Source organism: Enterobacter cloacae complex sp. 2021EL-01169 (genome assembly GCF_020733125.1).
Taxonomy (GTDB): domain Bacteria; phylum Pseudomonadota; class Gammaproteobacteria; order Enterobacterales; family Enterobacteriaceae; genus Enterobacter; species Enterobacter roggenkampii.
Genome location: NZ_JAJFTC010000009.1, coordinates 139,534 through 161,772 on the forward strand (window position 1 = coordinate 139,534; position 22,239 = coordinate 161,772).

A 22,239-nucleotide genomic window follows, 5' to 3' on the forward strand; every position below is an offset into this window, starting at 1 on the left:
CGGTATGGTATCGGTAGGCGTAAGAGGGGAGTAGTCCGCTTAAGGACTACTCCAGGAAGGGAGAATATGCGTTAGTGATTCGAGAACCAGTTCAGCCTGTCGCGCAGTTCAACCACGCGGCCCACCACAATCAGCGCCGGGCTTTCGACCTGCTGCGCCAGCTCGCCTAACTGCGTCAGCACGCCATCCACCACGCGCTGCGTAATGGCGGTGCCGTTTTCGACCAGCGCGACGGGCATATCCGCATTCATACCGTGCTCCAGCAGCTTCGCCTGAATCGTGGCGGCCTGATTGAGCCCCATGTAGAACACCAGCGTCTGCTTTTCGGCGGCCAGGTTATGCCAGTCCAGCTCGCTGCCGGTCTTCAGGTGGCCCGTCACCAGACGCACGCTCTGAGCGTAGTCGCGGTGGGTCAGCGGAATGCCAGAGTACGCTGAACAGCCGGACGCCGCCGTAATGCCGGGCACCACGGAGAACGGAATACCCGCGTCGCACAGGGTTTCCAGCTCTTCACCGCCGCGTCCAAAGATAAACGGATCGCCCCCCTTCAGGCGGACCACGCGTTTTCCCTTTTGCGCTTCGCGCAGCAGGATCTGGTTAATCTCCTCCTGCGGCACGCAGTGGTAGCCCGCGCGCTTGCCCACGAAGACGCGGTCGGCGTCGCGGCGCACCAGGTTCATGATGTCATCGGAGACCAGACGGTCGTACACCACGATATCCGCCTGCTGGATCTGCTGTAGCCCTTTCAGCGTCAGCAAACCCGCATCTCCGGGGCCTGCGCCTACCAGCACCACTTCGCCGCGATGGTCCAGCGGTTCGCTTAGCAACTGCTCAGTCGTCTCTTCAACGGCTTTGGTGTCCTGATTCGCCAGCGACTGCGCCAGCCTGTCGTTCACAAAGAATTTTTCCCAGAAGCGACGGCGCTCGCCCACGGTCGCGAAGGTTTGCTTCACGCGTGAACGCAGCTGCCCGGCATAATGCGTAATCTGGCCAAGGTGTTGAGGCAACAGGGCTTCCAGTTTTTCCCGCAGCAGACGCGCGAGAACCGGCGAACGTCCCCCGGACGAGACCGCAATCATCAGCGGCGAGCGGTCGATAATCGACGGCATGATAAAGCTGGCCTCTTTCGGCGCATCCACCACGTTGCAGAAGATACGGCGCGCTTCGCAGGCGTCGCTCACGCGCTGGTTCACTTCATCGTCATCCGTCGCGGCAATGGTCAGCCAGCAGGTGTCCAGCAGGGATTCATTAAACGCGCCCTGTTCCAGCGTGAGCATCCCTTCCTGGGCCCAAACCTCAAACTGGGGGGCGAAGGACAGGGCATTCACGGTCAGGCGGGCGCCAGCCTCTAGCAGCAGGCGCGCTTTGCGCTCGGCCACGTCGCCGCCGCCCACGAGCAGGCAGTCGCGGTTGCGTAATTGACAAAAAATCGGCAGGTGATCCACGACGTTACCTCACAGCATTCATGGCGGGGGAAGAATTGACGTCAGGATAACAGCAGGAATCGTACAGAACATACGGTTTTTCCTGCCGTTACCCATAAGGGGTCATAAGCCTTTCCTATTGAAAAGGCGAGGGGTTACGCTTTCAGCTGCACCTCGCCGTCCTTCACGCGGACGTCGTAGTGTTTGACCGAGAAGCTTTCATCTTCCATGCAGAGTCCGTCGGTTAAGCGGAAACGCTGCTTTTTCAACGGGCTGGCGACCCACAGTTCACCCTGGTGCTCGGCAATCAGTCCGCGGGAGAGCACGCTGGCCTCAAAGAACGGGTCGATATTGCTGATGGCAAAAACCTGTTCATCGTGGCGAGGGCGGAAAATCGCCACCTGCTCGTTGCCCAGCAGCGCACAGACGCCGGTGGCGGGGAGAATGTCGTTAATATTGCAGATGTTTACCCACTGGCTCATGCGTTTTCCTCCACCAGCGTGACCGGAATACGTTCATACGGCGTCGCCGGACGATGCTGTTCGCGCTCCGGCACAACCTGTACGTTCGGGTCGCGCTGGGTGCTGTTGATAAAGTGTTTGAAGCGCGTCTGCGCCGCCGGGGTGTTGACGGTTTCCGTCCACTCGCAGATCACCGCCTCGCGCAGGCGCGCCATTTCCGCTTCCAGATGTTCGTTCAGGCCCAGCTTGTCGTCGATAATGACCGATTTCAGGTAGTCGATGCCGCCCTCGAGGTTATCGAGCCAGGAGGCGGTACGGGTCAGCTTATCGGCGGTACGGATGTAGAACATCATGAAGCGGTCGAGATACTGAATCAGCGTGTCGCGATCGAGATCCGCCGCCAGCAGGTCCGCATGGCGCGGTTTCATCCCGCCGTTGCCGCACACATACAGGTTCCAGCCTTTCTCGGTGGCAATAATACCCACGTCTTTACCCTGCGCTTCCGCACATTCGCGGGTACAGCCGGAGACGCCGAACTTCATTTTGTGCGGGGTACGGATGCCTTTGTAGCGGTTTTCCAGCTCAACGCCGAAGCCCACGCTGTCGCCGACGCCGTAGCGGCACCAGGTGCTGCCCACGCAGGTTTTCGCCATGCGCAGCGCTTTGGCGTACGCGTGGCCGGTTTCGAAGCCCGCTTCAATCAGCTGACGCCAGATTTCAGGCAGGTCGTCCTTCTGCGCGCCAAACAGGCCGATACGCTGGGAGCCGGTAATTTTGGTGTAGAGGTTAAATTCACGTGCGATACGGCCCACCGCGACCAGCCCTTCCGGCGTGATTTCACCACCGGCCGAGCGTGGAATCACGGAGTAGGTGCCGTCTTTCTGGATGTTGGCCAGGAAGTTGTCGTTGGTGTCCTGCAGCGGCGTGTGTTCCGGCTTGAGCACGTACTCGTTCCAGCAGGAGGCCAGCAGGGAGCCGACGGTGGGTTTACACACCTCACAGCCGTAGCCCTGGCCGTGCTTCGCCAGCAGTTCGTCGAAGGACTTGATGCCTTCCACGCGGATCAGATGGTACAGCTCCTGTCGAGAGTAAGCGAAGTGCTCGCACAGGTTGTTGTTCACTTCGATGCCCTGTTTCGCCAGCTCGGCGTTCAGCACCTGAGTGACCAGCGGAATACAGCCGCCGCAGCCGGTACCGGCTTTGGTTTCCGCTTTCAGCGCCGCAACGGTGTGGCACCCTTTGTTGATCGCGGAGATCAGCATGCCTTTGGTGACGTCGAAGCAAGAGCAAATCTGCGCGCTGTCCGGCAGTTTATCCACGCCGATGGACGGCTTACCGCTGGAGGCATGCGCCGGGAGGATCAGCGCGTCCGGGTTTTCCGGCAGCTCGATGGCGTTGAGCACCAGCTGGAGCAGGTTGCCGAAGTCGCTGGTGTCGCCCACCAGCACCGCCCCGAGCAGGGTCTTGTTGTCCTGGCTGACGATGAGACGTTTGTAGACCTCTTTGCTTTCGTCGAGGTAGACATAGCTGCGCGCGCCGGGCGTGCGGCCATGCGCATCGCCAATACCGCCTACGTCCACGCCCAGCAGCTTCAGCTTGGCGCTCATGTCTGCGCCGGTGAAGGCGTTTTCGCTGCCCAGGATATGATCCACGGCGACCTGCGCCATTTTGTACCCGGGCGCGACCAGGCCGAATACGCGGTTGTTCCAGCTGGCGCATTCGCCGATGGCGTAAATATCCGGGTCGGAGGTCTGGCAGGTGTCGTTAATCATGATCCCACCGCGCTGCGCGACGGCCAGGCCGCACTGCGTTGCCAGCTTGTCGCGCGGGCGGATGCCGGTGGAGAAGACGATGAAGTCCACTTCCAGCTCGCTGCCGTCGGCAAAGCGCATGGTTTTGCGTGCTTCAGTCCCTTCCTGAACGATCTCTTTGGTGTTTTTGCTGGTGTGAACCTTCACGCCCATGCTTTCGATCTTACGACGCAGCTGGTCACCACCCATGTGGTCCAGCTGTTCGGCCATCAGCATCGGCGCAAATTCGATGACGTGGGTTTCAACGCCGAGGTTTTTCAGCGCGCCCGCGGCTTCCAGGCCCAGCAGGCCACCGCCAACAACCGCGCCGCGTTTGCTTCGACGCGCACAGGATTCAATGGCGTTGAGGTCTTCAATGGTACGGTAAACGAAGCAATCCTGCGTTTCCGAGCCTTTAATCGGCGGGATCCACGGATACGAGCCAGTCGCCATGATCAGCTTATCGTAAAAAACCGTACGGCCGGCGCTGGAGTGGATCACTTTTTCCTGACGGTTGATGGTGATAGCGCGTTCGCCCACCAGCACTTTTACGCCATGCTTCTCGTAGAAACCTTCACGCACCAGAGAGAGCTCTTCGGCGGTATGATGGGAGAAGTAGGAAGACAGGTGCACACGGTCGTATGCCTTGCGGGGTTCTTCACAGAACACGGTAATATCGAACTGCTCAGCATCGGCTTTATCGAGAAGATCCTCAATAAAGCGGTGGCCGACCATGCCGTTACCGATGATAGCGAGTCTGACTTTGCTCATTATTGCCTCGATTTCTTTTCTATTATTGCCTACCTTAACGATTCAGCAGGGGCGCTTATTGATGCAAATCAAATACGCCTTCGCCTACTCCTTAGGTGGTATATGACTGATTTGTCAGGATTTTTATAAGTGGCGGAAATCGCAGGCTTTTCGTGTTCGTTGAATTTGTGTACAAATCAGGGGCGGTTTTGCAAAAATCGATACGCCTGAATATCAGCTGCGTTTATGAGGGGAAAGTTATGTCTACATCACCGTTATGGCTTGTTCAGAATGTGCGTTTACCGGGTCGGGATGGGCTGTGGCAACTTGCCATCGAGAACGGGCGATTTGGTGACATCACCCCCATGGACGACACCCACGCCGAAAGTTATGAGGTACTGAACGCGCGCGGTGGGCTGGCTATTCCCCCGTTCATCGAGCCGCATATTCATCTTGATACCACCCAGACGGCGGGTGAGCCGAACTGGAACCAGTCCGGCACGCTGTTCGAAGGCATTGAACGCTGGGCGGAGCGCAAGGCGCTGCTCAGCCATGAGGATGTGAAAGCACGCGCCTGGAAAACGCTGAAGTGGCAAATCGCTAACGGCATTCAGTTTGTCCGCACCCATGTGGATGTCTCTGACCCAACGCTTACCGCCCTGAAGGCGATGCTGGAGGTGAAGCAGGAGGTGGCCCCGTGGGTAACGCTGCAAATCGTCGCGTTTCCTCAGGAAGGTATTCTCTCTTACCCGAACGGCGCGGCGCTGCTTGAAGAGGCGTTAAAACTGGGGGCCGACGTGGTGGGGGCGATCCCACATTTTGAGTTCACCCGTGAGTACGGCGTCCAGTCGCTGCATATCGCTTTTGAGCTGGCGAAGAAGTATGACCGCCCGCTGGATATCCACTGCGATGAAATTGACGACGAACAGTCGCGGTTTGTCGAGACGGTGGCCACGCTGGCGTATGAGGCCGGCATCGGCCCGCGCGTGACGGCCAGCCACACCACCGCCATGCACTCCTATAACGGCGCTTACACCTCGCGGCTCTTCCGTCTGCTGAAGATGTCGGGGATTAACTTCGTTGCGAACCCGCTGGTCAACATCCACCTGCAGGGGCGCTTTGATGACTATCCGAAGCGTCGCGGCATCACCCGGGTGAAAGAGCTGCAGGAAGCAGGTATTAACGTCTGCTTTGGTCACGACGATGTCTTCGATCCGTGGTACCCGCTCGGCACCGGCAATATGCTGCAGGTGCTGCATATGGGGCTGCACGTCTGCCAGATGATGGGCTATCCGCAAATCGACAGCGGCCTGAACCTGATTACCCATAACAGCGCCCGCACCTTTGGCCTGAGCGATTACGGTATTGAAACGGGAAATCCGGCAAACCTGATTATTCTGCCTGCGGAGAGCGGGTTTGAAGCGGTGCGCTGCCAGGTGCCGGTGCGCTGGTCAATCCGTCAGGGGAGGGTGATTGCTACTACGCAGCTGGCGCAGACGTGGATCCAGATGGATATCGGGGGAGAAGAGGTGAGCTTTGCCAGAAACAGCCCCTCTGCCGAGCGCAAAGGGGCGTAGGGATTAGTGAGACGCCGCTGTCGCGTTGTGCTGGCGGTGGCGGGTCACAAAGCCCAGGATGAAGCACATGATGAATACCACGGCGTACAGACCGTTCGCGGTGTGCAGCGCGGCCAGCGGGCCGCTGTGGGCAACGATCGGGCCCGTCACCACGAAGGTCAGCATGGTACCGATGGTGCCGCAGGTCAGAACGAAGTTAACCAGCTTCGGCGAGGCCACTTTGGTCTGCAGTGAGCCCAGGGTGATGATCGAGGTATAAATGGCGCTGGAGAAGAAGCCCAGGGTCAGAATGAACCATGGCATATGCTCCGGGGAACCGTTGATGAACAGATACATCAGCACGGTCGCCAGGCCCGCCAGCACGGTCAGAATGCGCTGCAGGTCGAAGAAGCGCAGGATGAAGCTAAACGCCCACATGCCGAACATGTAGGACATCCAGAAATCGCTCACCAGTTTGCCCGCGTTGTTCAGGCTCATGCCCAGACCTTTGGCATATTCCGGTACCCAGGAGATAAAGCCCAGCTGGCCCAGGATGTAGCACAGGGCGGCGATGGAGAGGAACAGCACGCCGATACCCCATTTCTCTTTCGCCACAGGCTCTGCCGTGGTTTGCGCTTTTTTACCCAGAACCGGGAAGTCGCAGCCGAAGGTCAGAATGAAAATAGCAACGTAGACCAGACCGATGCAGGCGTAGACCCAGTACCACTCAATGCTGCGCGCCAGCAGAACAGCAGCGACCATCGGGAAGATCATTCCGGCCATGCTGAAGAAGGAGTCGGTAAACAGCAGGCGCGCGCCGCGCTGGCGGCCTTCATACATATGGGTAATCAGGAACGTCCCGATCGACATGGTGATCCCGCTGACCAGGCCGAGCACGAACATGGCGGCTGAGAACAGGGCGATGCTGTGGCTCAGCATCAGACCCGCCACGGCGGCGACCATCAGCACGAAGCCGAAGCGAAGCTGGGTTTTCAGCGGCACGATTTCCATCAGCCAGGCATTCAGGAAGATAGAGATCAGGATCCCTGCGTTGAGGAAGGTGAAGGTGTTGCTCATGCTGGAAACGGGCAGCTGGAAGTAGTCTGCGATATTCCCCATCACCATCCCGGTGACGATCACCAACGCGCCGGTCAGGGCGTAGGAGAAGAAGCTGATCCATGTGAGCTTGATGCGATTGCTGTTAGTCATGTCTGGCCTGTTCAAAAAAAGAAAAGCGCCGAAGGGGCGCTGAGAGCGGGCAGATTTTAGTCGCTAAAGTGATCCATTCCTATCTTTTAAGGGTAATGATTATGTCATTGCAGGTTTTAATGTGATCTAAATCACATTAAGTGGCGGTCTAACCAATCGTTTGCGCAGTAATAATTGTTTCAATTTCGTAAAATTAGGTAAAAGGCTGGTCTACGTTCATACTGCTCTTTAGAATCAAGCCATTCGCTTTTTATACTGCGCTTTGTTAAGGAATTCTCATGCTCAAATCAACACTGGCGGCTGTCGCAGCTGTGTTTGCTCTTTCTGCCGTTTCCCCTGCTGCGCTGGCAGCAAAAGGGGACCCTCACGTTCTGCTGACCACCTCCGCCGGGAATATTGAGCTGGAACTGAATAGCCAGAAAGCTCCGGTTTCTGTGAAAAACTTCCTCGACTATGTGAACAGTGGTTTCTATAACAACACCACCTTCCACCGCGTGATCCCGGGCTTCATGATTCAGGGTGGCGGCTTCAACGAGCAGATGCAGCAGAAACAGCCGAACCCGCCAATCAAAAACGAAGCGGACAACGGCCTGCTGAACAAACGCGGCACGATCTCTATGGCGCGTACCGCAGACAAAGATAGCGCGACCAGCCAGTTCTTCCTCAACGTGGCGGATAACGCCTTCCTCGACCACGGCCAGCGCGACTTCGGCTATGCGGTGTTCGGTAAAATTGTGAAAGGAATGGATGTGGCCGATAAGATTTCTCAGGTGCCTACCCATGACGTCGGTCCGTATCAGAATGTGCCGTCCAAACCTGTCGTGATCCTCTCCGCAAAAGTTCTGCCGTAACGTTCTTCGACGCGGGCGAGGCTCGCCCGTGTTGTGACCCCTCCCTGCGAAAGCGCGTTTTGCTGCTTATACTTGTGGCAAACGGACTATTCAGGGAGGCGTTAAGTGAAAAAGCTCACCGACAAGCAAAAATCCCGTCTCTGGGAGCAGCAGCGTAGCGTCAACTTTCAGGCCAGTTGTCTCCTTGAGAAAGGTAATGGTCCATCGGATCCCGAGATTGAGAGCCTGGCGCTTGGGCCTTCCGCGCCCGGGTTACCCCATCTGTGCCTTATTCACCGCCATCTCTACCGCAGAGAGATGAAGCGGGCAGGTGAGTTCCGGACCGACGATATTTTCAAAGGTGATATTCCCTTCTGCCATTTCGAATACATCGAAAAGATGGGTAATGAACTGATGGCGGCGCTGGAAAGCGAAAAGTATCTGGCTGGCCTTGAGAAAGCGGCGTTCATTGAAAAAATTAGCCATTATTATTGTGAAATCAACATGCTGCATCCTTTTGCGCGTGGTAACGGTATTGCTCAGCGCGTTTTCTTTGAGCAGCTGGCGATCCATGCGGGCTATTCACTTGACTGGCGCGATATCGATCCCGAGGAGTGGGTGTCCGCTAACCGCAGCGGCGCAACGGGGGATTTAACCGCGCTAAACGCGATCTTTGCCAAAGTAGTGAGCGAAGCGCGGGAATCTGAGTAGAATAGGGCGGCATTTTTTTCGGGAGCCGCCATGATTCTGCTGATTGATAACTACGATTCCTTCACCTGGAACCTTTACCAGTATTTTTGCGAACTGGGTGCAGAGGTGGTTGTCCGACGTAACGACGAGATTGGCCTGGCCGATATCGAGACGCTGGCTCCGCAGAAAATCGTGATTTCACCCGGCCCCTGCACGCCGTCGGAATCAGGTATTTCGCTGGAGGTTATCCAGCACTATGCCGGCAAGCTGCCGATCCTCGGCGTTTGTCTGGGCCATCAGGCGATTGCTCAGGCCTTTGGTGCCACCATCGTGCGCGCCGCCAAAGTCATGCACGGCAAAACCTCGCCGGTCACCCACACGGGCACCGGAGTGTTCACGGGGCTCAATAATCCGTTAACCGTGACGCGCTACCATTCGCTGGTGATTGACCCGTCGACGCTGCCCGACGGCTTTGAGGTGACCGCCTGGAGCGATACGCAGGAGATCATGGGGATTCGTCACCGCGAATGGGATCTCGAAGGCGTGCAGTTCCATCCGGAAAGCATCCTCAGCGAGCAGGGGCACGCGCTGCTGGCAAATTTCCTCCATCGCTGAATATCTGTTGCCTTGCTATGATTTTTTATGCATATTTTGTGATTATATTTTCACAATCAATGTGACATAAATGGATGGGCATGACATGGCAACTGAACAACCAGCAATTACCCGCGCGACATTCGATGAAGTGATTCTGCCGATTTATGCACCGGCTGAATTTATCCCGGTGAAGGGGAAAGGCAGCCGCGTCTGGGATCAGCAGGGCAAGGAGTATGTGGATTTCGCGGGCGGGATTGCGGTCACGGCGCTGGGTCATTGCCATCCCGCGCTGGTGGAGGCGCTGAAAACCCAGGGTGAAACCCTGTGGCACACCAGCAACGTGTTCACCAACGAACCGGCGCTGCGCCTGGGCCGTAAGATCATTGATGCCACGTTTGCCGAGCGCGTGCTGTTTATGAACTCCGGCACCGAAGCCAACGAAACCGCCTTTAAGCTGGCGCGCTACTACGCGACCACGCGCCACAGCCCGTACAAAACCAAAATCATCGCCTTCCACAATGCCTTCCACGGGCGCTCCTTCTTTACCGTCTCCGTTGGCGGCCAGCCGAAGTATTCCGACGGGTTTGGTCCGAAACCAGCCGACATCATCCACGTGCCGTTTAACGATCTGCACGCGGTGAAAGCGGTGATGGACGACCACACCTGCGCGGTGGTGGTCGAGCCTATTCAGGGGGAAGGCGGCGTGACCGCGGCAACCCCGGAATTCCTGAAAGGGCTGCGCGCGCTGTGCGACGAGCATCAGGCGCTGCTGGTGTTTGATGAAGTGCAGTGCGGGATGGGGCGTACCGGGGACCTGTTTGCCTATATGCACTACGGCGTGACGCCGGATATTTTGACCAGCGCGAAAGCGCTCGGCGGCGGTTTCCCGGTAAGTGCGGTTCTGACGACGCAGGAGATCGCCTCCGCGTTCCACGTCGGTTCTCATGGCTCTACCTACGGCGGTAACCCGCTGGCGAGCGCCGTAGCGGGGGCCGCGTTCGACATCATCAACACGCCAGAGGTGCTAAACGGCGTTAGCGCGAAGCGCGAGCTGTTTGTGAAGCACCTGAAGCAGATTGACGAGCAGTACGACGTGTTCAGCGAGATCCGCGGGATGGGGCTGCTGATTGGCGCCGAGCTGAAGCCGCAGTACAAGGGCCGCGCGCGCGACTTCCTGCACGCCGCCGCTCGCGAAGGGGTGATGGTGCTCAACGCCGGGCCGGACGTGATGCGCTTTGCGCCGTCGCTGGTGGTGGAAGACAAAGACATCGAAGACGGCTTAACCCGCTTTGCCGCGGCGGTTGCAAAGATCGTTAAAGGCTAATATTCGGTTCGTTTCAACCGGCGCGTTAACCAAACCCCATGTTGCGGACGCTGACGCCATGCCACCGACGAAATAGTGTGCATGGTGTTCAGATGCCCCAGCACGCGCTGCAAGTGTTGCTCCAGGGTGCTCATTGGCCCGTGGGTTAACGTCTCCGGCGCTTCCAGAATATTTAAATCCCCCGACTCGCCCGGTGAGTCATACTCCAGACGCTGCTGGCAGCGCTGCAACGCAATTTCACACGACTGCAGGTAGCGCTGCGCCAGATCCGGCGTCAGCATCGTGTGCTCGCGCGCCAGCGTCGTCATGGCGTTAATGTGCTCAACGATAAACTGACTGTGCGTTACCCACAGCTTCATATCGGCCAGATAATGTGAGTTAAAGCCCGGCTCCTGCATCGCCTGGTTGAGCGAGTTGAACAGAGCGTTGTGCGCCTGGTTGACCTTCATGCGCTGATACGCCAGCGGGGAGGGCTGCGGGTCGTCGCTCAGGATGAGGCGAATGGCCTGCTGGTCGGCCTCCAGCGCGTCGTGGGCGTTCTGCCTGAGCAGCCCGCTCTGCCACTGCGGCCACAGCCAGACCATGCCGCCGAAGGCAATCAGGCAGCCGATCAGGGTATCAATCAGCCTGGCGACAATAAACTGTTCGCCGTTCAGCGTAAGCAGCTGCAGGGTGTATACCGCCGTCACCGTAAAGCCCACCATCGCCCAGCCGTAATTTTTGCGGATAATCAGGTAGCTCACCAGCGTGATCGCCAGCATGCCTGCCAGGGTATAGCCTTCCGGCACGTGGAAGTGCAGCGTTACGCCTGCAATGATCAGCCCTGCCATCGTGCCGCCCGCCCGGTGCAGGATACGCACCCGCGTGGCGCCGTAGCCGTTCTGGGTGACGAACAGCACGGTCATTAAGATCCAGTAGGGCTTCGGCAGATGCAGCGCCATGCCCATCAGGCTGGCGATACTGAGCATGACGCTAATTCGTGCGGCATTGCGCAGGGCGGACGATTTGAGAGACAGATAGCTTTTGAGCGCGGGCAACAGGGGAAGCCGTTTTTGTTTATCCGCCATCAGGTCGCGGGAATAAAGCGGGCGCTGGGTGCGCAGCACGCGGGCGATGCGGCTGAAGTGCCAGGCGGCAAACTGGCCGACCGGGTTATCCGGATGCTGACGGGCGATTTTCTCCAGCGCGCCGAGCTGTTTTTCCATATTAAAGCGCGTGGGATAGCGGTGGTAGAGAATATCGTCAGCCAGCACGCGCAGGCGTGCCGAGACGGTCTGCGCGTTCCAGCGGATCACCGCTTCGGCGTGGCTGCGCTCAACCAGCTTTTGCACCTCCTGCGGGTGGTGCAGGCTAACGGAGATATGCTCCTGCAGATCCAGGCCTACCTGGAAGGTGCGCAGCAGCCGTTTGTATTCGTGGTTCTTGTTGGCGGCGAGCATATGCAGCTGCTGATAGCACTGGCTTATCAGATCCACCACCTTCTGCTGGCGCGTCAGCAGCGGCGGTAAGGCTTTTTCCGGATCGGTATGCTGGGTGAGCAGGGTGTATTTGGCTTCGCAGTATTCCGCCAACTGCACATAGAGCAGGCTCAGGGATTCGCGCAGCGGCTGTTCCCGCCACAGCCAGAACCAGAACCAGTTAAACAGCCCGTACCACAGTGTCCCCAGCGCGTAGATCAGCAGCGGCTCCCACACCGGCATATTCCCGGCGAGGCTCAGCGTGAAGATGGCCGCAATCAGCGAGGCGGGAAGCAGGCGGGCGTGCAGCGAGCTGATTTCCGCCGTGACGCCGAGCGTCATCGCCAGCACCGTCAGGATCAGCGGCAGCGGGATATCCCGGGCCAGTAAAAGCTGTACGGCAAGGCTACAGCCAGCAAAAAGGCAGCCGCCCACGATCAGTCGTTTGAAAAAGCGCTTATGCGGTGTGTCCAGGCCAGCAATGTTGCAGCAGGCGGGCACGAGGGAAAAGAGCAGGCCTTGCTGAAGGTGTCCGAGGATCAGGCCGATGGCCACGGGTAGACACAACACCAGCGTTTGTCGCAGTGCGTAGTTAACTTCCGGGTGATAGATCAGCCTGCGCCACATGAGGAGTAGAGACAAAAACGGCGTGACACCTTGCGATGGCACGCCGTTTAAGCGGAATTAACGCGTTCCGTAGACCACGATGGTTTTACCGTGGGCGGAGATCAGGTTTTGATCTTCCAGCATTTTCAGGATACGGCCCACTGTTTCACGAGAGCAACCGACGATCTGACCAATTTCCTGACGGGTAATTTTAATTTGCATGCCGTCCGGATGGGTCATGGCGTCCGGCTGTTTCGCCAGGTTCAGCAGAGTTTGTGCGATGCGGCCCGTCACGTCCAGGAAGGCGAGGTTGCCCACTTTCTCTGAGGTGACCTGCAGACGGCGCGCCATCTGGGAAGAGAGACGCATCAGAATGTCAGGGTTAACCTGAATCAGTTGACGGAACTTCTTGTAAGAAATTTCAGCCACTTCACATGCTGTCTTTGCACGAACCCAGGCGCTACGTTCCTGGCCCTCTTCAAACAGGCCCAGTTCACCGATGAAATCGCCCTGGTTCAGATAAGAAAGGATCATCTCTTTCCCTTCTTCATCTTTGATCAGCACTGCCACCGAGCCTTTAACGATGTAATACAACGTTTCCGCTTTTTCACCCTGGTGAATCAGCGTGCTCTTTGATGGGTACTTATGAATGTGGCAATGAGACAAGAACCATTCGAGAGTCGGGTCTGTTTGCGGTTTGCCAAGCACCATGCGCTGTTATCCTCTGTTATAAGCTGTCACCAGAGTCATCAGATGCATCCGGACTCTGGGGTTGCAATCGAATTCTTACCCATACCCTGGGAAGTCGGCTACCGTAACGTTTCGCAGCCAGTAAAGTTTGATGTCCTCTGCATACATGTGTAACGTCAATGTATTACTGTAGCATCCTGAGTGTTTTAGCATAGCTTTCGCCGCGTGTCTCCTGGTGTCTCGCTTCAGCATGATGCAGGTCGCCTTCCATTGCGAGAAATGTAACGCACGCGTAATCTGTCACCAAAAATGCAACGTTGGAGTTTAAGAATATGCAAGCGCGCGTGAAGTGGGTTGAAGGTTTAACGTTCCTGGGCGAGTCCGCGTCAGGACATCAGATTTTGATGGATGGTAACTCCGGCGATAAAGCGCCCAGCCCAATGGAAATGGTGCTGATGGCGGCAGGGGGATGCAGTGCCATTGACGTGGTGTCGATTCTGCAAAAAGGCCGTCATGACGTGACGGATTGTGAGGTCAAACTCACGTCAGAACGCCGCGAAGAGGCGCCACGCCTGTTCACCCACATCAATCTGCACTTTGTAGTCACCGGTAAAGAACTGAAAGACGCGGCGGTTTCACGTGCGGTGGACCTGTCTGCGGAGAAGTACTGCTCTGTGGCGTTAATGCTGGAGAAAGCGGTAAAAATCACCCATTCGTATGAAGTGATCGAGGCTTAATGTTTTGGCGGGTGGCGCTTCGCTGACCCGCCCTACAAAAGCACGACCATAGGCCCGGTAAGCGCAGCGCCCCGGGCAAAAAACTCACGCGATCTGTTTCCCTTCCATCAGTCGCTCCACCAGCGGCGTCATGATGAGCTCCATCGCCAGCCCCATTTTTCCGCCCGGTACGACTAATGTATTCATGTGAGAAATAAACGAGCCCTGCAGCATCGCCAGCAGCCAGGGGTAGTCAATGCCTTCGAGATTGCGGAAATGGATCACCACAAAGCTCTCATCCAGGGATGGGATACTTTTGGCCGCGAACGGGTTGGAGGTGTCCACCGTCGGCACGCGCTGGAAGTTGATATGGGTGCGGGAAAACTGCGGCGTCAGGAAGTTGATGTAGTCTTCCATGGAGCGCACCACCGAATCCATCACTGCTTCGCGCGAGTGGCCGCGCTCGCTCATGTCACGCGTCAGCTTCTGGATCCACTCCAGGTTAACGATAGGCACCACGCCAACCAGCAGATCCACGTGGCGCGCCACGTCGTGCTGCGGCGTGACCACGCCGCCGTGTAATCCTTCGTAGAACAGCACGTCGGTAGGTTCCGGCAGGGGCTGCCAGGGGGTAAAGGTGCCAGGCACCTGATTCCAGGGAACGGCTTCATCATAGGTATGCAGATACTTGCGGGACTGCCCTTTACCGCTCTGGCCGTACTCAATAAAGGTTTGTTCCAGCAGGCCGAAGTCATTGGCTTCCGGACCGAAGTAGCTGATGTGTTTACCCAGATCGCGCGCCTTACGGATGGCCATGTCCATCTCCGGGCGCGTGTAGCGGTGAAAGCTGTCGCCTTCGACCTCCGCCGCACGGAGATTCAGCTGGGCGAAAATCTTGCGAAATGCGAGGCTGGTGGTGGTGGTTCCCGCACCACTTGACCCCGTAACGGCAATAACCGGATGTCTGGCAGACATAGCAACTCCCTGACTGAAAAGGGTGGAAGATCAGCCGTGAAACGCGTTGCGGGGCATGATATTGACCGTCTCATGCAGTTCTGACCACACCAGCACCACGTCGCCGCTTTTCAGCTGGCGCTTTACATCGTTGACCTTTTGCTCAAGCGAGCGTTCCTGTTCACCATAATCGGTGCCTTCGCGTAATACAAAGCTTTCAATCAGATTATCGAGCGTTTCGGGAGCCAGATCCTGCCAGGGAATAATCATGTTGCACCGTCCAGATAAGGGGTTAGCCAGTCAGGAATACGCGCCTCAAGCCACATTTTCGGGCGGCGCAGCGTGCCGCCGATAAACCCGACGTGGCCGCCGTGCTCGGTCAACTGATAGTGAACATTGTCGGGCAGGAATTCCTGAGCGGGAATCGAGTGATGATCCATAAAAGGGTCATCTTTGGCGTGAATGATCAGCGTTGGCTGCGTGATCTTGCTGAGCAGCGGCATGGCGCTGCACTGACGATAATAGTCAATCGCATCGGCGAAGCCGTGGATTTTCGCGGTGATCAGGTCGTCGAATTCGCGAATGCGGCGCACTTTTTTCAGCTGGCGCAGGCTGACCGGGAGAGTATCCGGGTAGGCTTTCAGTTTACGCGCGGCATTGGCCTTCAGCAGGTTGAGCAGGTAGCGCTGATAGACGCGGGAAAAGCCTTTGTCCATGTGGTAGCTGCACTGCTCCAGCATGAACGGGGCGGAGACGATGACGGCGGCATCCAGCGGGACGCTTTCCCCTTCTTTAGCTAACAGGCAGGCCAGCATATTGCCGCCCAACGAGTAGCCTACGGCCGCGGTGGGCACGGTGCCAAAGTTGTCCCGCAGCCAGTGTAAAAACCACGTGCCGTCTTCTGTTTCACCCGAGTGATAGATACGCTTCTGCCGGTTCGGCTCGCCGCTGCAGCCGCGAAAATGCATCACCACGCCGAGCCAGCCGCGCGCTTTGGCCGCCTCAATGAGCCCGTGTGCATACGGGCTGTGCAGGCTGCCTTCCAGACCGTGAAAAACCACCAGCCGCGGCTTATGTCGAGCCTGATCCGGCGCTTCGCTCCAGGCGAGATCCAGAAAGTCACCGTCTGGCAGATCTAGCCGCTGCCAGTGAGGGGTGAACTGTACCTTGCGGCGGATCAGTCGCGGCAGCATGGTCTGCAAATGGCGATTGGCGACGCCGCGCATAGGCACGAACTCAGTGCTGTCTTCGGCTGCAATCTCGAAGCCTGATGGAATGATTTGGGTCATAAGCGCGATGCTGATTCTTGTCGGAAATTAACGATACTTTCCGAATTGTACCCCGTTTAGCCTGGTTTTCCGAACCAGGCTAAACGGAGCAATGAATTCAGTCAGCCTGCAGCATTGTTTCCAGCTGTTCCTGCGCGTCCAGCCACGCCATCTCACACTCTTCAAGGCTGGATTTGGTCTTCGCCTGCGTTTGCAGGCAGTCCGTCAGTTCCGCTTTACGGCTCTGGTCATACAGACCGCTGTCGCCCAGCTTCTCTTCAACGGTAGCAAGCGTGGCGTTGAGCTTTTCCATCTCTTTTTCGAGACGGGCAATCTCTTTACGCAGCGGCTGCGTCTGGGTGCGCAGCTCCGCTTCACGGCGCTTCTGGTCTTTACGTGCCTGCGCGCTGTTGGCGTTGTCTTTCGCCGACTCTTCCGGCTGGTTTTCCTGCTTCTGCACGTCCGTCAGCCACTGCTGGTAGTCTTCCAGATCGCCGTCGAACGGTTCGACTTTGCCGTCGTGCACTAAGTAGAGCTCGTCCGTGGTGGAGCGGATCAGGTGACGATCGTGCGAAACGACAACCAGCGCCCCTTCGAATTCAATCAGCGCTTCGGTCAGCGCCTGACGCATGTCGAGATCCAGGTGGTTGGTCGGTTCATCGAGCAGCAGCAGGTTCGGGCGCTGCCAGACGATCAGCGCCAGCACCAGACGGGCCTTTTCGCCGCCGGAGAAGCGCTCGGTGTTTTCGGTGACCTTATCGCCCTGGAAGCCGAAGCCGCCGAGGTAGTCGCGCAGCTTCTGCTCCATCTCCTGCGGCGCCAGACGCGCGAGGTGCTGAATCGGGGATTCATCCGCGCGTAAAAATTCCAGCTGATGCTGGGCGAAGTAACCCAGCTTGATGCCCTTCGCCAGGCCGATTTCACCCTTGACCGGATTAAGCTCGCCCGCCAGCAGTTTGATCAGCGTGGATTTACCGGCACCGTTGCGTCCGAGCAGACCAATACGTGAACCCGGCACCAGGTTGAGCTTGATGGAGTCGAGAATAATGCGGTCGGCATAACCCGCGCTGACCTTTTCCATTTTCAGCAGGGGATTTGGCAGGCTTTCCGGGGCCCGGAAGCTGAAGTGGAACGGGTTGTCGACGTGCGCCGGGGCGATCATCTCCATGCGCTCCAGCATCTTGATGCGGCTCTGGGCCTGCTTTGCTTTTGACGCTTTGGCCTTGAAGCGATCAACAAAGCTCTGCAGGTGCGCCACGCGCTGCTGCTGGCTTTCGTACATTGACTGCTGCTGGGCAAGACGCGTCGCGCGCTGGCGCTCGAAGGAGCTGTAGTTGCCGGTGTACTCGAACATCGTTTGCTGTTCGATATGAATGATTTTATCCACCACCGGGTCGAGGAAGTCTCGGTCGTGGGAGATCAGAATCAGAGTGCCCTGATAGCTCTTGAGCCACTTCTCCAGCCAAATAACCGCATCGAGATCGAGGTGGTTAGTCGGTTCATCGAGCAGCAGCAGGTCAGAGCGGCAGATCAGCGCCTGCGCCAGGTTGAGGCGCATGCGCCAGCCGCCCGAGAAGTCGCTGACCGGGCGTTCCAGCTGTTCATTGCTGAAGCCCAGGCCGTGAAGCAGGCTGGAGGCGCGGGAGCGAATGGTCCACGCGTCAATGGCGTCCAGCTTGCCGTGAACGGTGGCGATGGCGTGGCCGTCGTTGCGCTCGTTAGCGGCGTTAAGTTCCGCCTCGAGCTTGCGGTATTCCCGGTCGCCGTCGATAACATAGTCGAGTGCCGGTTCGCTCAGGGCTGGCGTCTCCTGGTTCACCCAGGCGAGCTGCCAGTTCCCCGGGAAGGTGAAGTTACCGCCATCCGCGCTAATCTCGTTTTTCAGCAACGCCAGCAGCGTGGATTTACCACAGCCGTTTTTGCCGACCAGACCCACTTTTTGGCCTGGGTTGATGGTAGCAGTGGCGTTATCCAGCAGGACGCGCACGCCGCGACGAATTTGTAACGAGGAGAAAACAATCATAGAAGCGCCGTATGTTCCGACTATGTTAATTTGTCATTATGATAATGTAAGGTGTGGGCCGTTTTCCGCACCGGGCCGCCATGGTAGCCCAAAACAGCGACGATACACAAAAACAGAAACAAGACCGGGAGGGGAATGATGTCTCAGACAGCAAAAGTGCTGCTGCTGTATGCCCATCCGGAATCTCAGGACTCGGTGGCAAACCGGGTGCTGCTTAAGCCGGCTACTCAGCTCAGCAACGTGACGGTGCACGATCTCTACGCGCACTATCCTGATTTCTTTATTGATATTCCTTATGAGCAGGAACTGCTGCGTCAGCATGACGTGATTGTGTTCCAGCATCCGCTTTATACCTACAGCTGTCCGGCGCTGCTCAAAGAGTGGCTGGACCGCGTGCTGAGTCGGGGCTTCTCCAGCGGGGTGGGGGGCAACCAGCTGGCGGGAAAGTACTGGCGTAGTGTGATTACGACCGGTGAACCCGAAAGCGCCTACCGCCACGACGGGCTGAACCGCTATCCGATGAGCGACATTCTGCGGCCTTTTGAGCTGACGGCGGCCATGTGCCGTATGCACTGGATGAGCCCGATTATTGTCTACTGGGCCCGTCGTCAGGATCCGAAAGAGTTGGCCAGCCACGCCAGAGCCTACGGCGAATGGCTGGCGTCACCGATTCCGGCAGGAGGGCGTTAATGGAAGGATCGAATTTGCTCCTCGCCGGGGTGCTGTTTTTATTTGCGGCCGTCGTCGCGGTGCCGCTTGCCGCCCGTATCGGCATCGGGGCGGTGCTGGGGTATCTGCTGGCGGGGATCGCGATTGGCCCCTGGGGACTGGGATTCATCAGCGATGTGGATGAAATTCTCCATTTCTCCGAGCTGGGCGTGGTGTTCCTGATGTTCATCATTGGCCTTGAGCTCAACCCTTCTAAATTGTGGCAGCTCCGACGCTCCATCTTTGGCGTAGGTGCCGCTCAGGTGTTGCTCAGCGCCGCGATTCTGGGTGGCCTGTTAATGCTGACGAATTTCTCCTGGCAGGCGGCGGTGATCGGCGGGATAGGCCTTGCGATGTCGTCGACGGCGATGGCCCTGCAGCTGATGCGCGACAAGGGGATGAACCGTAACGAAGCCGGTCAGCTGGGTTTTTCGGTGCTGCTGTTCCAGGATTTGGCGGTCATCCCGGCGCTGGCGCTGGTGCCGCTGCTGGCGGGCTCCGGGGACGATCATTTCGACTGGGCTAAAATCGCCATGAAGGTGCTGGCCTTCGCGGGCATGCTCATTGGCGGACGTTTCCTGTTACGTCCCGTATTCCGCTTTATTGCCGCGTCCGGCGTGCGCGAGGTGTTTACCGCCGCGACGCTGCTGCTGGTGCTGGGGTCGGCATTGTTTATGGACGCGCTGGGGCTGTCGATGGCGCTCGGGACCTTTATTGCCGGGGTGCTGCTGGCGGAAAGTGAATACCGCCACGAGCTGGAAATTGCCATCGATCCCTTCAAAGGATTGCTGTTGGGGCTGTTCTTTATTTCGGTGGGGATGGCGCTCAACCTTGGCGTGCTTTATACCCATCTCCTGTGGGTTGTGGTGAGCGTGGCCATCCTGGTGGCGGTGAAAACGCTGGTGCTGTACGTTATGGCGCGCATTTACGGCCTGCGCAGCTCGGAGCGCATGCAGTTTGCGAGCGTGTTGAGCCAGGGAGGCGAGTTCGCGTTTGTGCTGTTCTCTACCGCCTCGTCCCAGAAGCTGTTTAAAGACGATCAGATGGCGCTTTTGCTGGTAACGGTCACGCTGTCCATGATGACCACGCCGCTGCTGATGAAGCTGGTGGATAGACTGCTGTCGCGCCGCCTGAACCCGGCAGACGACGAAGACGAAGCGCCGTGGGTGGAAGACGATAAGCCCCAGGTGATCGTGGTGGGCTTTGGCCGTTTTGGACAGGTAATCGGCCGTTTGCTGATGGCGAACAAAATGCGCATTACGGTGCTGGAGCGGGATATCAGCGCGGTCAACCTGATGCGCAAATATGGCTACAAGGTTTACTACGGCGACGCGACCCAGCTTGAGCTACTGCGCTCGGCGGGGGCAGAGGCGGCAGAGTCCATCGTCATTACCTGTAACGACCCGGAAGACACGATGAAGCTGGTGGATCTCTGCCAGCAGCATTTCCCGCATCTGCATATTCTGGCGCGTGCGCGGGGACGTGTTGAAGCTCACGAATTATTGCAGGCGGGTGTGAAACACTTCTCCCGTGAGACGTTCTCCAGCGCGCTGGAGCTGGGGCGCAAGGCGCTGATCTCGCTTGGCATGCATCCGCATCAGGCGCAGCGCGCCCAGATGCACTTCCGCCGGCTGGATATGCGGATGCTGCGCGAGCTGATGCCGGTACATACCGATACGGCGCAGATCTCCCGCGTGCGGGAAGCCCGTCGCGAGCTGGAGGAGATCTTCCAGCGCGAGATGCAGCAGGAACGACGCCAGCTCGATGGCTGGGATGAATTTGAATAAAGGGTAACGAAAGATGGCTGTACGTAAACGCTTTATCGCGGGTGCAAAATGCCCGACCTGCCAGGCGCAAGATACCCTGGCGATGTGGCGGGAAAATAATATTGATGTTGTTGAGTGTGTTAAGTGCGGTCACCAGATGCGTGAGGCCGACAAAGAGGCGCGCGAGCACGTTCGCAAAGAAGAGCAAGTTATCGGGATTTTTCATCCGGACTAGCGATATGCCCTGAGTTTTTTTAAGCTAAAGGGTACACAGGTGCAGATTTCCGCTACAATCTGCGCCAGCAATTTTCCCACGCTCAGGAGATATCATGAAAGTAGCAAAAGACCTGGTGGTCAGCCTGGCCTATCAGGTACGTACAGAAGACGGTGTGTTGGTTGATGAGTCTCCGGTGAGTGCGCCGCTTGACTACCTGCATGGTCACGGTTCCCTGATTTCCGGCCTGGAAAACGCGCTGGAAGGTCATGAAGTTGGCGACAAATTTGACGTTGCTGTAGGCGCGAACGACGCTTACGGTCAGTATGACGACAACCTGGTTCAGCGCGTTCCTAAAGACGTATTCATGGGCGTTGACGAACTGCAGGTTGGCATGCGCTTCCTGGCGGAAACCGACCAGGGCCCGGTTCCAGTTGAAATCACCGAAGTGGAAGATGACCACGTCGTGGTTGACGGCAACCACATGCTGGCTGGCCAGAACCTGAAGTTCAACGTAGAAGTTGTTGCGATCCGCGAAGCGACCGAAGAAGAGCTGGCTCATGGCCACGTTCACGGTGCGCACGGTCACGACCATGACCACGATCACGGCCACGACGGCTGCTGCGGTGGTCACGGCCACGACCATGGTCATGACCACGGCCACGGTAAAGGTGGTTGCGGTAACGGCGGCTGCGGCTGCCACTAATTCCGTCATGCGGAAAATAAAAAAGCGGGATTATCCCGCTTTTTTTTACGCCTCAATAATGAGGCGGTGGCGTCTCTTCTGACTGAGAGGCGATGTTCGACGGCTGCGTAGCCTTCAGCTTTTCCGTCAGCAGGCGCATATGATCCCGTAGTTTCGCCATTTCGAGTTCATGTGCGGTCACGGTCTGGTTTAGCTCTTCGATGGTGATGTCCTGAAAAGCCAGGCGGCTTTCCAGCTCAGCCATTCTCGCTTCTAATGCTGTATCCTTCATCATTCACCTCGTTTATTTCAGATTCGCCATAATGGCCCAGCGGCGGGGCAGTTTAACTGAGTTTATCCTTAAGTACAGTTCGCATCCCTCTGGCAAGAAACTTATTTAAACAAAAATAGTCTGAAAAGTGGCGAGAATTGGACGTGTCTGTCTGTAGATTTCTTCTGCAACGTTTTATAGTACGTCACTCATTTACGTTTAACGCTGGGGTGAGAGTCCCCAGGCCCTG

Annotated in this window: 21 protein-coding genes; 10 read left to right on the top strand and 11 right to left on the bottom strand. The window is 57.5% G+C overall.

What is annotated here, in order from left to right:
• Positions 1-71: 71 nt before the first annotated feature.
• The 3 genes from cysG to nirB all read right to left on the bottom strand — a co-directional run bounded on the left by cysG (position 72) and on the right by nirB (position 4,446).
• Positions 72-1,445 carry a siroheme synthase CysG gene (gene cysG / locus LLF79_RS19650; RefSeq protein WP_227880237.1) on the bottom strand — a complete coding sequence of 458 codons (1,374 nt, stop codon included), beginning with the start codon at positions 1,443-1,445 and terminating at the stop codon, positions 72-74.
• Between the two features lie 134 nt (positions 1,446-1,579).
• Positions 1,580-1,906: a nitrite reductase small subunit NirD gene (gene nirD, locus LLF79_RS19655; protein ID WP_008503027.1), complete on the bottom strand. Its 327-nt coding sequence runs from the start codon at positions 1,904-1,906 to the stop codon at positions 1,580-1,582.
• Positions 1,903-4,446 carry a nitrite reductase large subunit NirB gene (nirB, locus tag LLF79_RS19660; RefSeq protein ID WP_021242204.1) on the bottom strand — a complete coding sequence of 848 codons (2,544 nt, stop codon included), beginning with the start codon at positions 4,444-4,446 and terminating at the stop codon, positions 1,903-1,905. The genes nirD and nirB overlap by 4 nt, the downstream gene beginning before the upstream one ends.
• A 239-nt stretch (positions 4,447-4,685) precedes the next feature.
• Here nirB and LLF79_RS19665 point away from each other — a divergent pair, with 239 nt between their 5' ends.
• The gene (locus LLF79_RS19665; protein ID WP_227880238.1) at positions 4,686-6,002 is read left to right on the top strand and encodes a cytosine deaminase; all 1,317 of its coding nucleotides are present in this window, start codon (positions 4,686-4,688) and stop codon (positions 6,000-6,002) included.
• A 3-nt stretch (positions 6,003-6,005) separates the two neighbouring features.
• On the opposite strand, the gene tsgA is transcribed toward LLF79_RS19665, so the two are convergent.
• Entirely contained in the window at positions 6,006-7,190 is a 1,185-nt protein-coding gene (gene tsgA / locus LLF79_RS19670) for an MFS transporter TsgA (RefSeq protein WP_227880239.1), read from the bottom strand.
• A gap of 278 nt (positions 7,191-7,468) precedes the next feature.
• Between tsgA and ppiA the strand changes: the two genes are divergently transcribed.
• The 4 genes from ppiA to LLF79_RS19690 all read left to right on the top strand — a co-directional run bounded on the left by ppiA (position 7,469) and on the right by LLF79_RS19690 (position 10,631).
• Positions 7,469-8,041, top strand: coding sequence for a peptidylprolyl isomerase A (gene ppiA, locus LLF79_RS19675; protein WP_014885514.1), 573 nt, complete (start codon positions 7,469-7,471; stop codon positions 8,039-8,041).
• A 105-nt stretch (positions 8,042-8,146) separates the two neighbouring features.
• Complete coding sequence (locus tag LLF79_RS19680; RefSeq protein ID WP_008503022.1) at positions 8,147-8,731, top strand: putative adenosine monophosphate-protein transferase Fic; 585 nt, start codon at positions 8,147-8,149, stop codon at positions 8,729-8,731.
• A gap of 30 nt (positions 8,732-8,761) precedes the next feature.
• Positions 8,762-9,325 (top strand): aminodeoxychorismate synthase component 2, encoded by a 564-nt coding sequence (gene pabA / locus LLF79_RS19685; protein ID WP_008503021.1) that lies wholly within the window; start codon positions 8,762-8,764, stop codon positions 9,323-9,325.
• Between the two features lie 85 nt (positions 9,326-9,410).
• Entirely contained in the window at positions 9,411-10,631 is a 1,221-nt protein-coding gene (locus tag LLF79_RS19690; protein ID WP_021242207.1) for an aspartate aminotransferase family protein, read from the top strand.
• Here LLF79_RS19690 and LLF79_RS19695 read toward each other — a convergent pair.
• Together LLF79_RS19695 and crp are read right to left on the bottom strand one after the other, a co-directional pair.
• Positions 10,628-12,715 (bottom strand): YccS/YhfK family putative transporter, encoded by a 2,088-nt coding sequence (locus LLF79_RS19695; RefSeq protein WP_165557375.1) that lies wholly within the window; start codon positions 12,713-12,715, stop codon positions 10,628-10,630. The genes LLF79_RS19690 and LLF79_RS19695 overlap by 4 nt on opposite strands.
• 57 nt (positions 12,716-12,772) lie before the next feature.
• Positions 12,773-13,405 carry a cAMP-activated global transcriptional regulator CRP gene (crp, locus tag LLF79_RS19700; protein ID WP_000242758.1) on the bottom strand — a complete coding sequence of 211 codons (633 nt, stop codon included), beginning with the start codon at positions 13,403-13,405 and terminating at the stop codon, positions 12,773-12,775.
• Positions 13,406-13,716: 311 nt separating this feature from the next.
• On the opposite strand from crp, the gene LLF79_RS19705 reads away from it, so the two are divergent.
• Entirely contained in the window at positions 13,717-14,121 is a 405-nt protein-coding gene (locus LLF79_RS19705) for an OsmC family protein (protein ID WP_008503018.1), read from the top strand.
• Positions 14,122-14,205: 84 nt separating this feature from the next.
• On the opposite strand, the gene LLF79_RS19710 is transcribed toward LLF79_RS19705, so the two are convergent.
• The 4 genes from LLF79_RS19710 to LLF79_RS19725 all read right to left on the bottom strand — a co-directional run bounded on the left by LLF79_RS19710 (position 14,206) and on the right by LLF79_RS19725 (position 18,345).
• Entirely contained in the window at positions 14,206-15,075 is an 870-nt protein-coding gene (locus LLF79_RS19710) for a phosphoribulokinase (RefSeq protein ID WP_008503017.1), read from the bottom strand.
• 30 nt (positions 15,076-15,105) lie between these two features.
• Complete coding sequence (locus LLF79_RS19715) at positions 15,106-15,324, bottom strand: YheU family protein (RefSeq protein ID WP_008503016.1); 219 nt, start codon at positions 15,322-15,324, stop codon at positions 15,106-15,108.
• The gene (locus LLF79_RS19720) at positions 15,321-16,343 is read right to left on the bottom strand and encodes a hydrolase (protein ID WP_023294713.1); all 1,023 of its coding nucleotides are present in this window, start codon (positions 16,341-16,343) and stop codon (positions 15,321-15,323) included. Before LLF79_RS19720 ends, LLF79_RS19715 begins: the two co-directional genes overlap by 4 nt.
• A gap of 97 nt (positions 16,344-16,440) precedes the next feature.
• Positions 16,441-18,345, bottom strand: coding sequence for an ABC transporter ATP-binding protein (locus tag LLF79_RS19725; protein WP_206804835.1), 1,905 nt, complete (start codon positions 18,343-18,345; stop codon positions 16,441-16,443).
• 135 nt (positions 18,346-18,480) lie between these two features.
• On the opposite strand from LLF79_RS19725, the gene kefG reads away from it, so the two are divergent.
• The 4 genes from kefG (at position 18,481) to slyD (ending at position 21,739) form a co-directional block, all read left to right on the top strand.
• The gene (gene kefG, locus LLF79_RS19730; protein ID WP_021242220.1) at positions 18,481-19,035 is read left to right on the top strand and encodes a glutathione-regulated potassium-efflux system ancillary protein KefG; all 555 of its coding nucleotides are present in this window, start codon (positions 18,481-18,483) and stop codon (positions 19,033-19,035) included.
• Positions 19,035-20,840 (top strand): glutathione-regulated potassium-efflux system protein KefB, encoded by a 1,806-nt coding sequence (gene kefB, locus LLF79_RS19735; RefSeq protein ID WP_070531841.1) that lies wholly within the window; start codon positions 19,035-19,037, stop codon positions 20,838-20,840. The genes kefG and kefB overlap by 1 nt, the downstream gene beginning before the upstream one ends.
• A gap of 13 nt (positions 20,841-20,853) precedes the next feature.
• Positions 20,854-21,054, top strand: coding sequence for a YheV family putative zinc ribbon protein (locus LLF79_RS19740; RefSeq protein WP_008503011.1), 201 nt, complete (start codon positions 20,854-20,856; stop codon positions 21,052-21,054).
• A gap of 94 nt (positions 21,055-21,148) precedes the next feature.
• A complete protein-coding gene (gene slyD, locus LLF79_RS19745) occupies positions 21,149-21,739 on the top strand; it encodes a peptidylprolyl isomerase (protein WP_008503010.1) in 591 nt (196 codons plus the stop codon).
• 52 nt (positions 21,740-21,791) lie between these two features.
• Here the strand turns inward: slyD and LLF79_RS19750 are convergent, their stop codons facing one another.
• Entirely contained in the window at positions 21,792-22,010 is a 219-nt protein-coding gene (locus LLF79_RS19750; protein WP_024907948.1) for a protein SlyX, read from the bottom strand.
• Between the last annotated feature and the right edge of the window lie 229 nt (positions 22,011-22,239).

Bases quoted from the DNA above. Each gene is read 5' to 3' on its own strand.
- nirD (WP_008503027.1), bottom strand. From the start codon at position 1,906: ATGAGCCAGTGGGTAAACATCTGCAATATTAACGACATTCTCCCCGCC.
- nirB (WP_021242204.1), bottom strand. From the start codon at position 4,446: ATGAGCAAAGTCAGACTCGCTATCATCGGTAACGGCATGGTCGGCCAC.
- LLF79_RS19665 (WP_227880238.1), top strand. From the start codon at position 4,686: ATGTCTACATCACCGTTATGGCTTGTTCAGAATGTGCGTTTACCGGGT.
- tsgA (WP_227880239.1), bottom strand. From the start codon at position 7,190: ATGACTAACAGCAATCGCATCAAGCTCACATGGATCAGCTTCTTCTCC.
- ppiA (WP_014885514.1), top strand. From the start codon at position 7,469: ATGCTCAAATCAACACTGGCGGCTGTCGCAGCTGTGTTTGCTCTTTCT.
- pabA (WP_008503021.1), top strand. From the start codon at position 8,762: ATGATTCTGCTGATTGATAACTACGATTCCTTCACCTGGAACCTTTAC.
- LLF79_RS19690 (WP_021242207.1), top strand. From the start codon at position 9,411: ATGGCAACTGAACAACCAGCAATTACCCGCGCGACATTCGATGAAGTG.
- LLF79_RS19695 (WP_165557375.1), bottom strand. From the start codon at position 12,715: ATGTGGCGCAGGCTGATCTATCACCCGGAAGTTAACTACGCACTGCGA.
- crp (WP_000242758.1), bottom strand. From the start codon at position 13,405: ATGGTGCTTGGCAAACCGCAAACAGACCCGACTCTCGAATGGTTCTTG.
- LLF79_RS19705 (WP_008503018.1), top strand. From the start codon at position 13,717: ATGCAAGCGCGCGTGAAGTGGGTTGAAGGTTTAACGTTCCTGGGCGAG.
- LLF79_RS19710 (WP_008503017.1), bottom strand. From the start codon at position 15,075: ATGTCTGCCAGACATCCGGTTATTGCCGTTACGGGGTCAAGTGGTGCG.
- LLF79_RS19715 (WP_008503016.1), bottom strand. From the start codon at position 15,324: ATGATTATTCCCTGGCAGGATCTGGCTCCCGAAACGCTCGATAATCTG.
- LLF79_RS19720 (WP_023294713.1), bottom strand. From the start codon at position 16,343: ATGACCCAAATCATTCCATCAGGCTTCGAGATTGCAGCCGAAGACAGC.
- LLF79_RS19725 (WP_206804835.1), bottom strand. From the start codon at position 18,345: ATGATTGTTTTCTCCTCGTTACAAATTCGTCGCGGCGTGCGCGTCCTG.
- kefG (WP_021242220.1), top strand. From the start codon at position 18,481: ATGATGTCTCAGACAGCAAAAGTGCTGCTGCTGTATGCCCATCCGGAA.
- kefB (WP_070531841.1), top strand. From the start codon at position 19,035: ATGGAAGGATCGAATTTGCTCCTCGCCGGGGTGCTGTTTTTATTTGCG.
- LLF79_RS19740 (WP_008503011.1), top strand. From the start codon at position 20,854: ATGGCTGTACGTAAACGCTTTATCGCGGGTGCAAAATGCCCGACCTGC.
- slyD (WP_008503010.1), top strand. From the start codon at position 21,149: ATGAAAGTAGCAAAAGACCTGGTGGTCAGCCTGGCCTATCAGGTACGT.
- LLF79_RS19750 (WP_024907948.1), bottom strand. From the start codon at position 22,010: ATGAAGGATACAGCATTAGAAGCGAGAATGGCTGAGCTGGAAAGCCGC.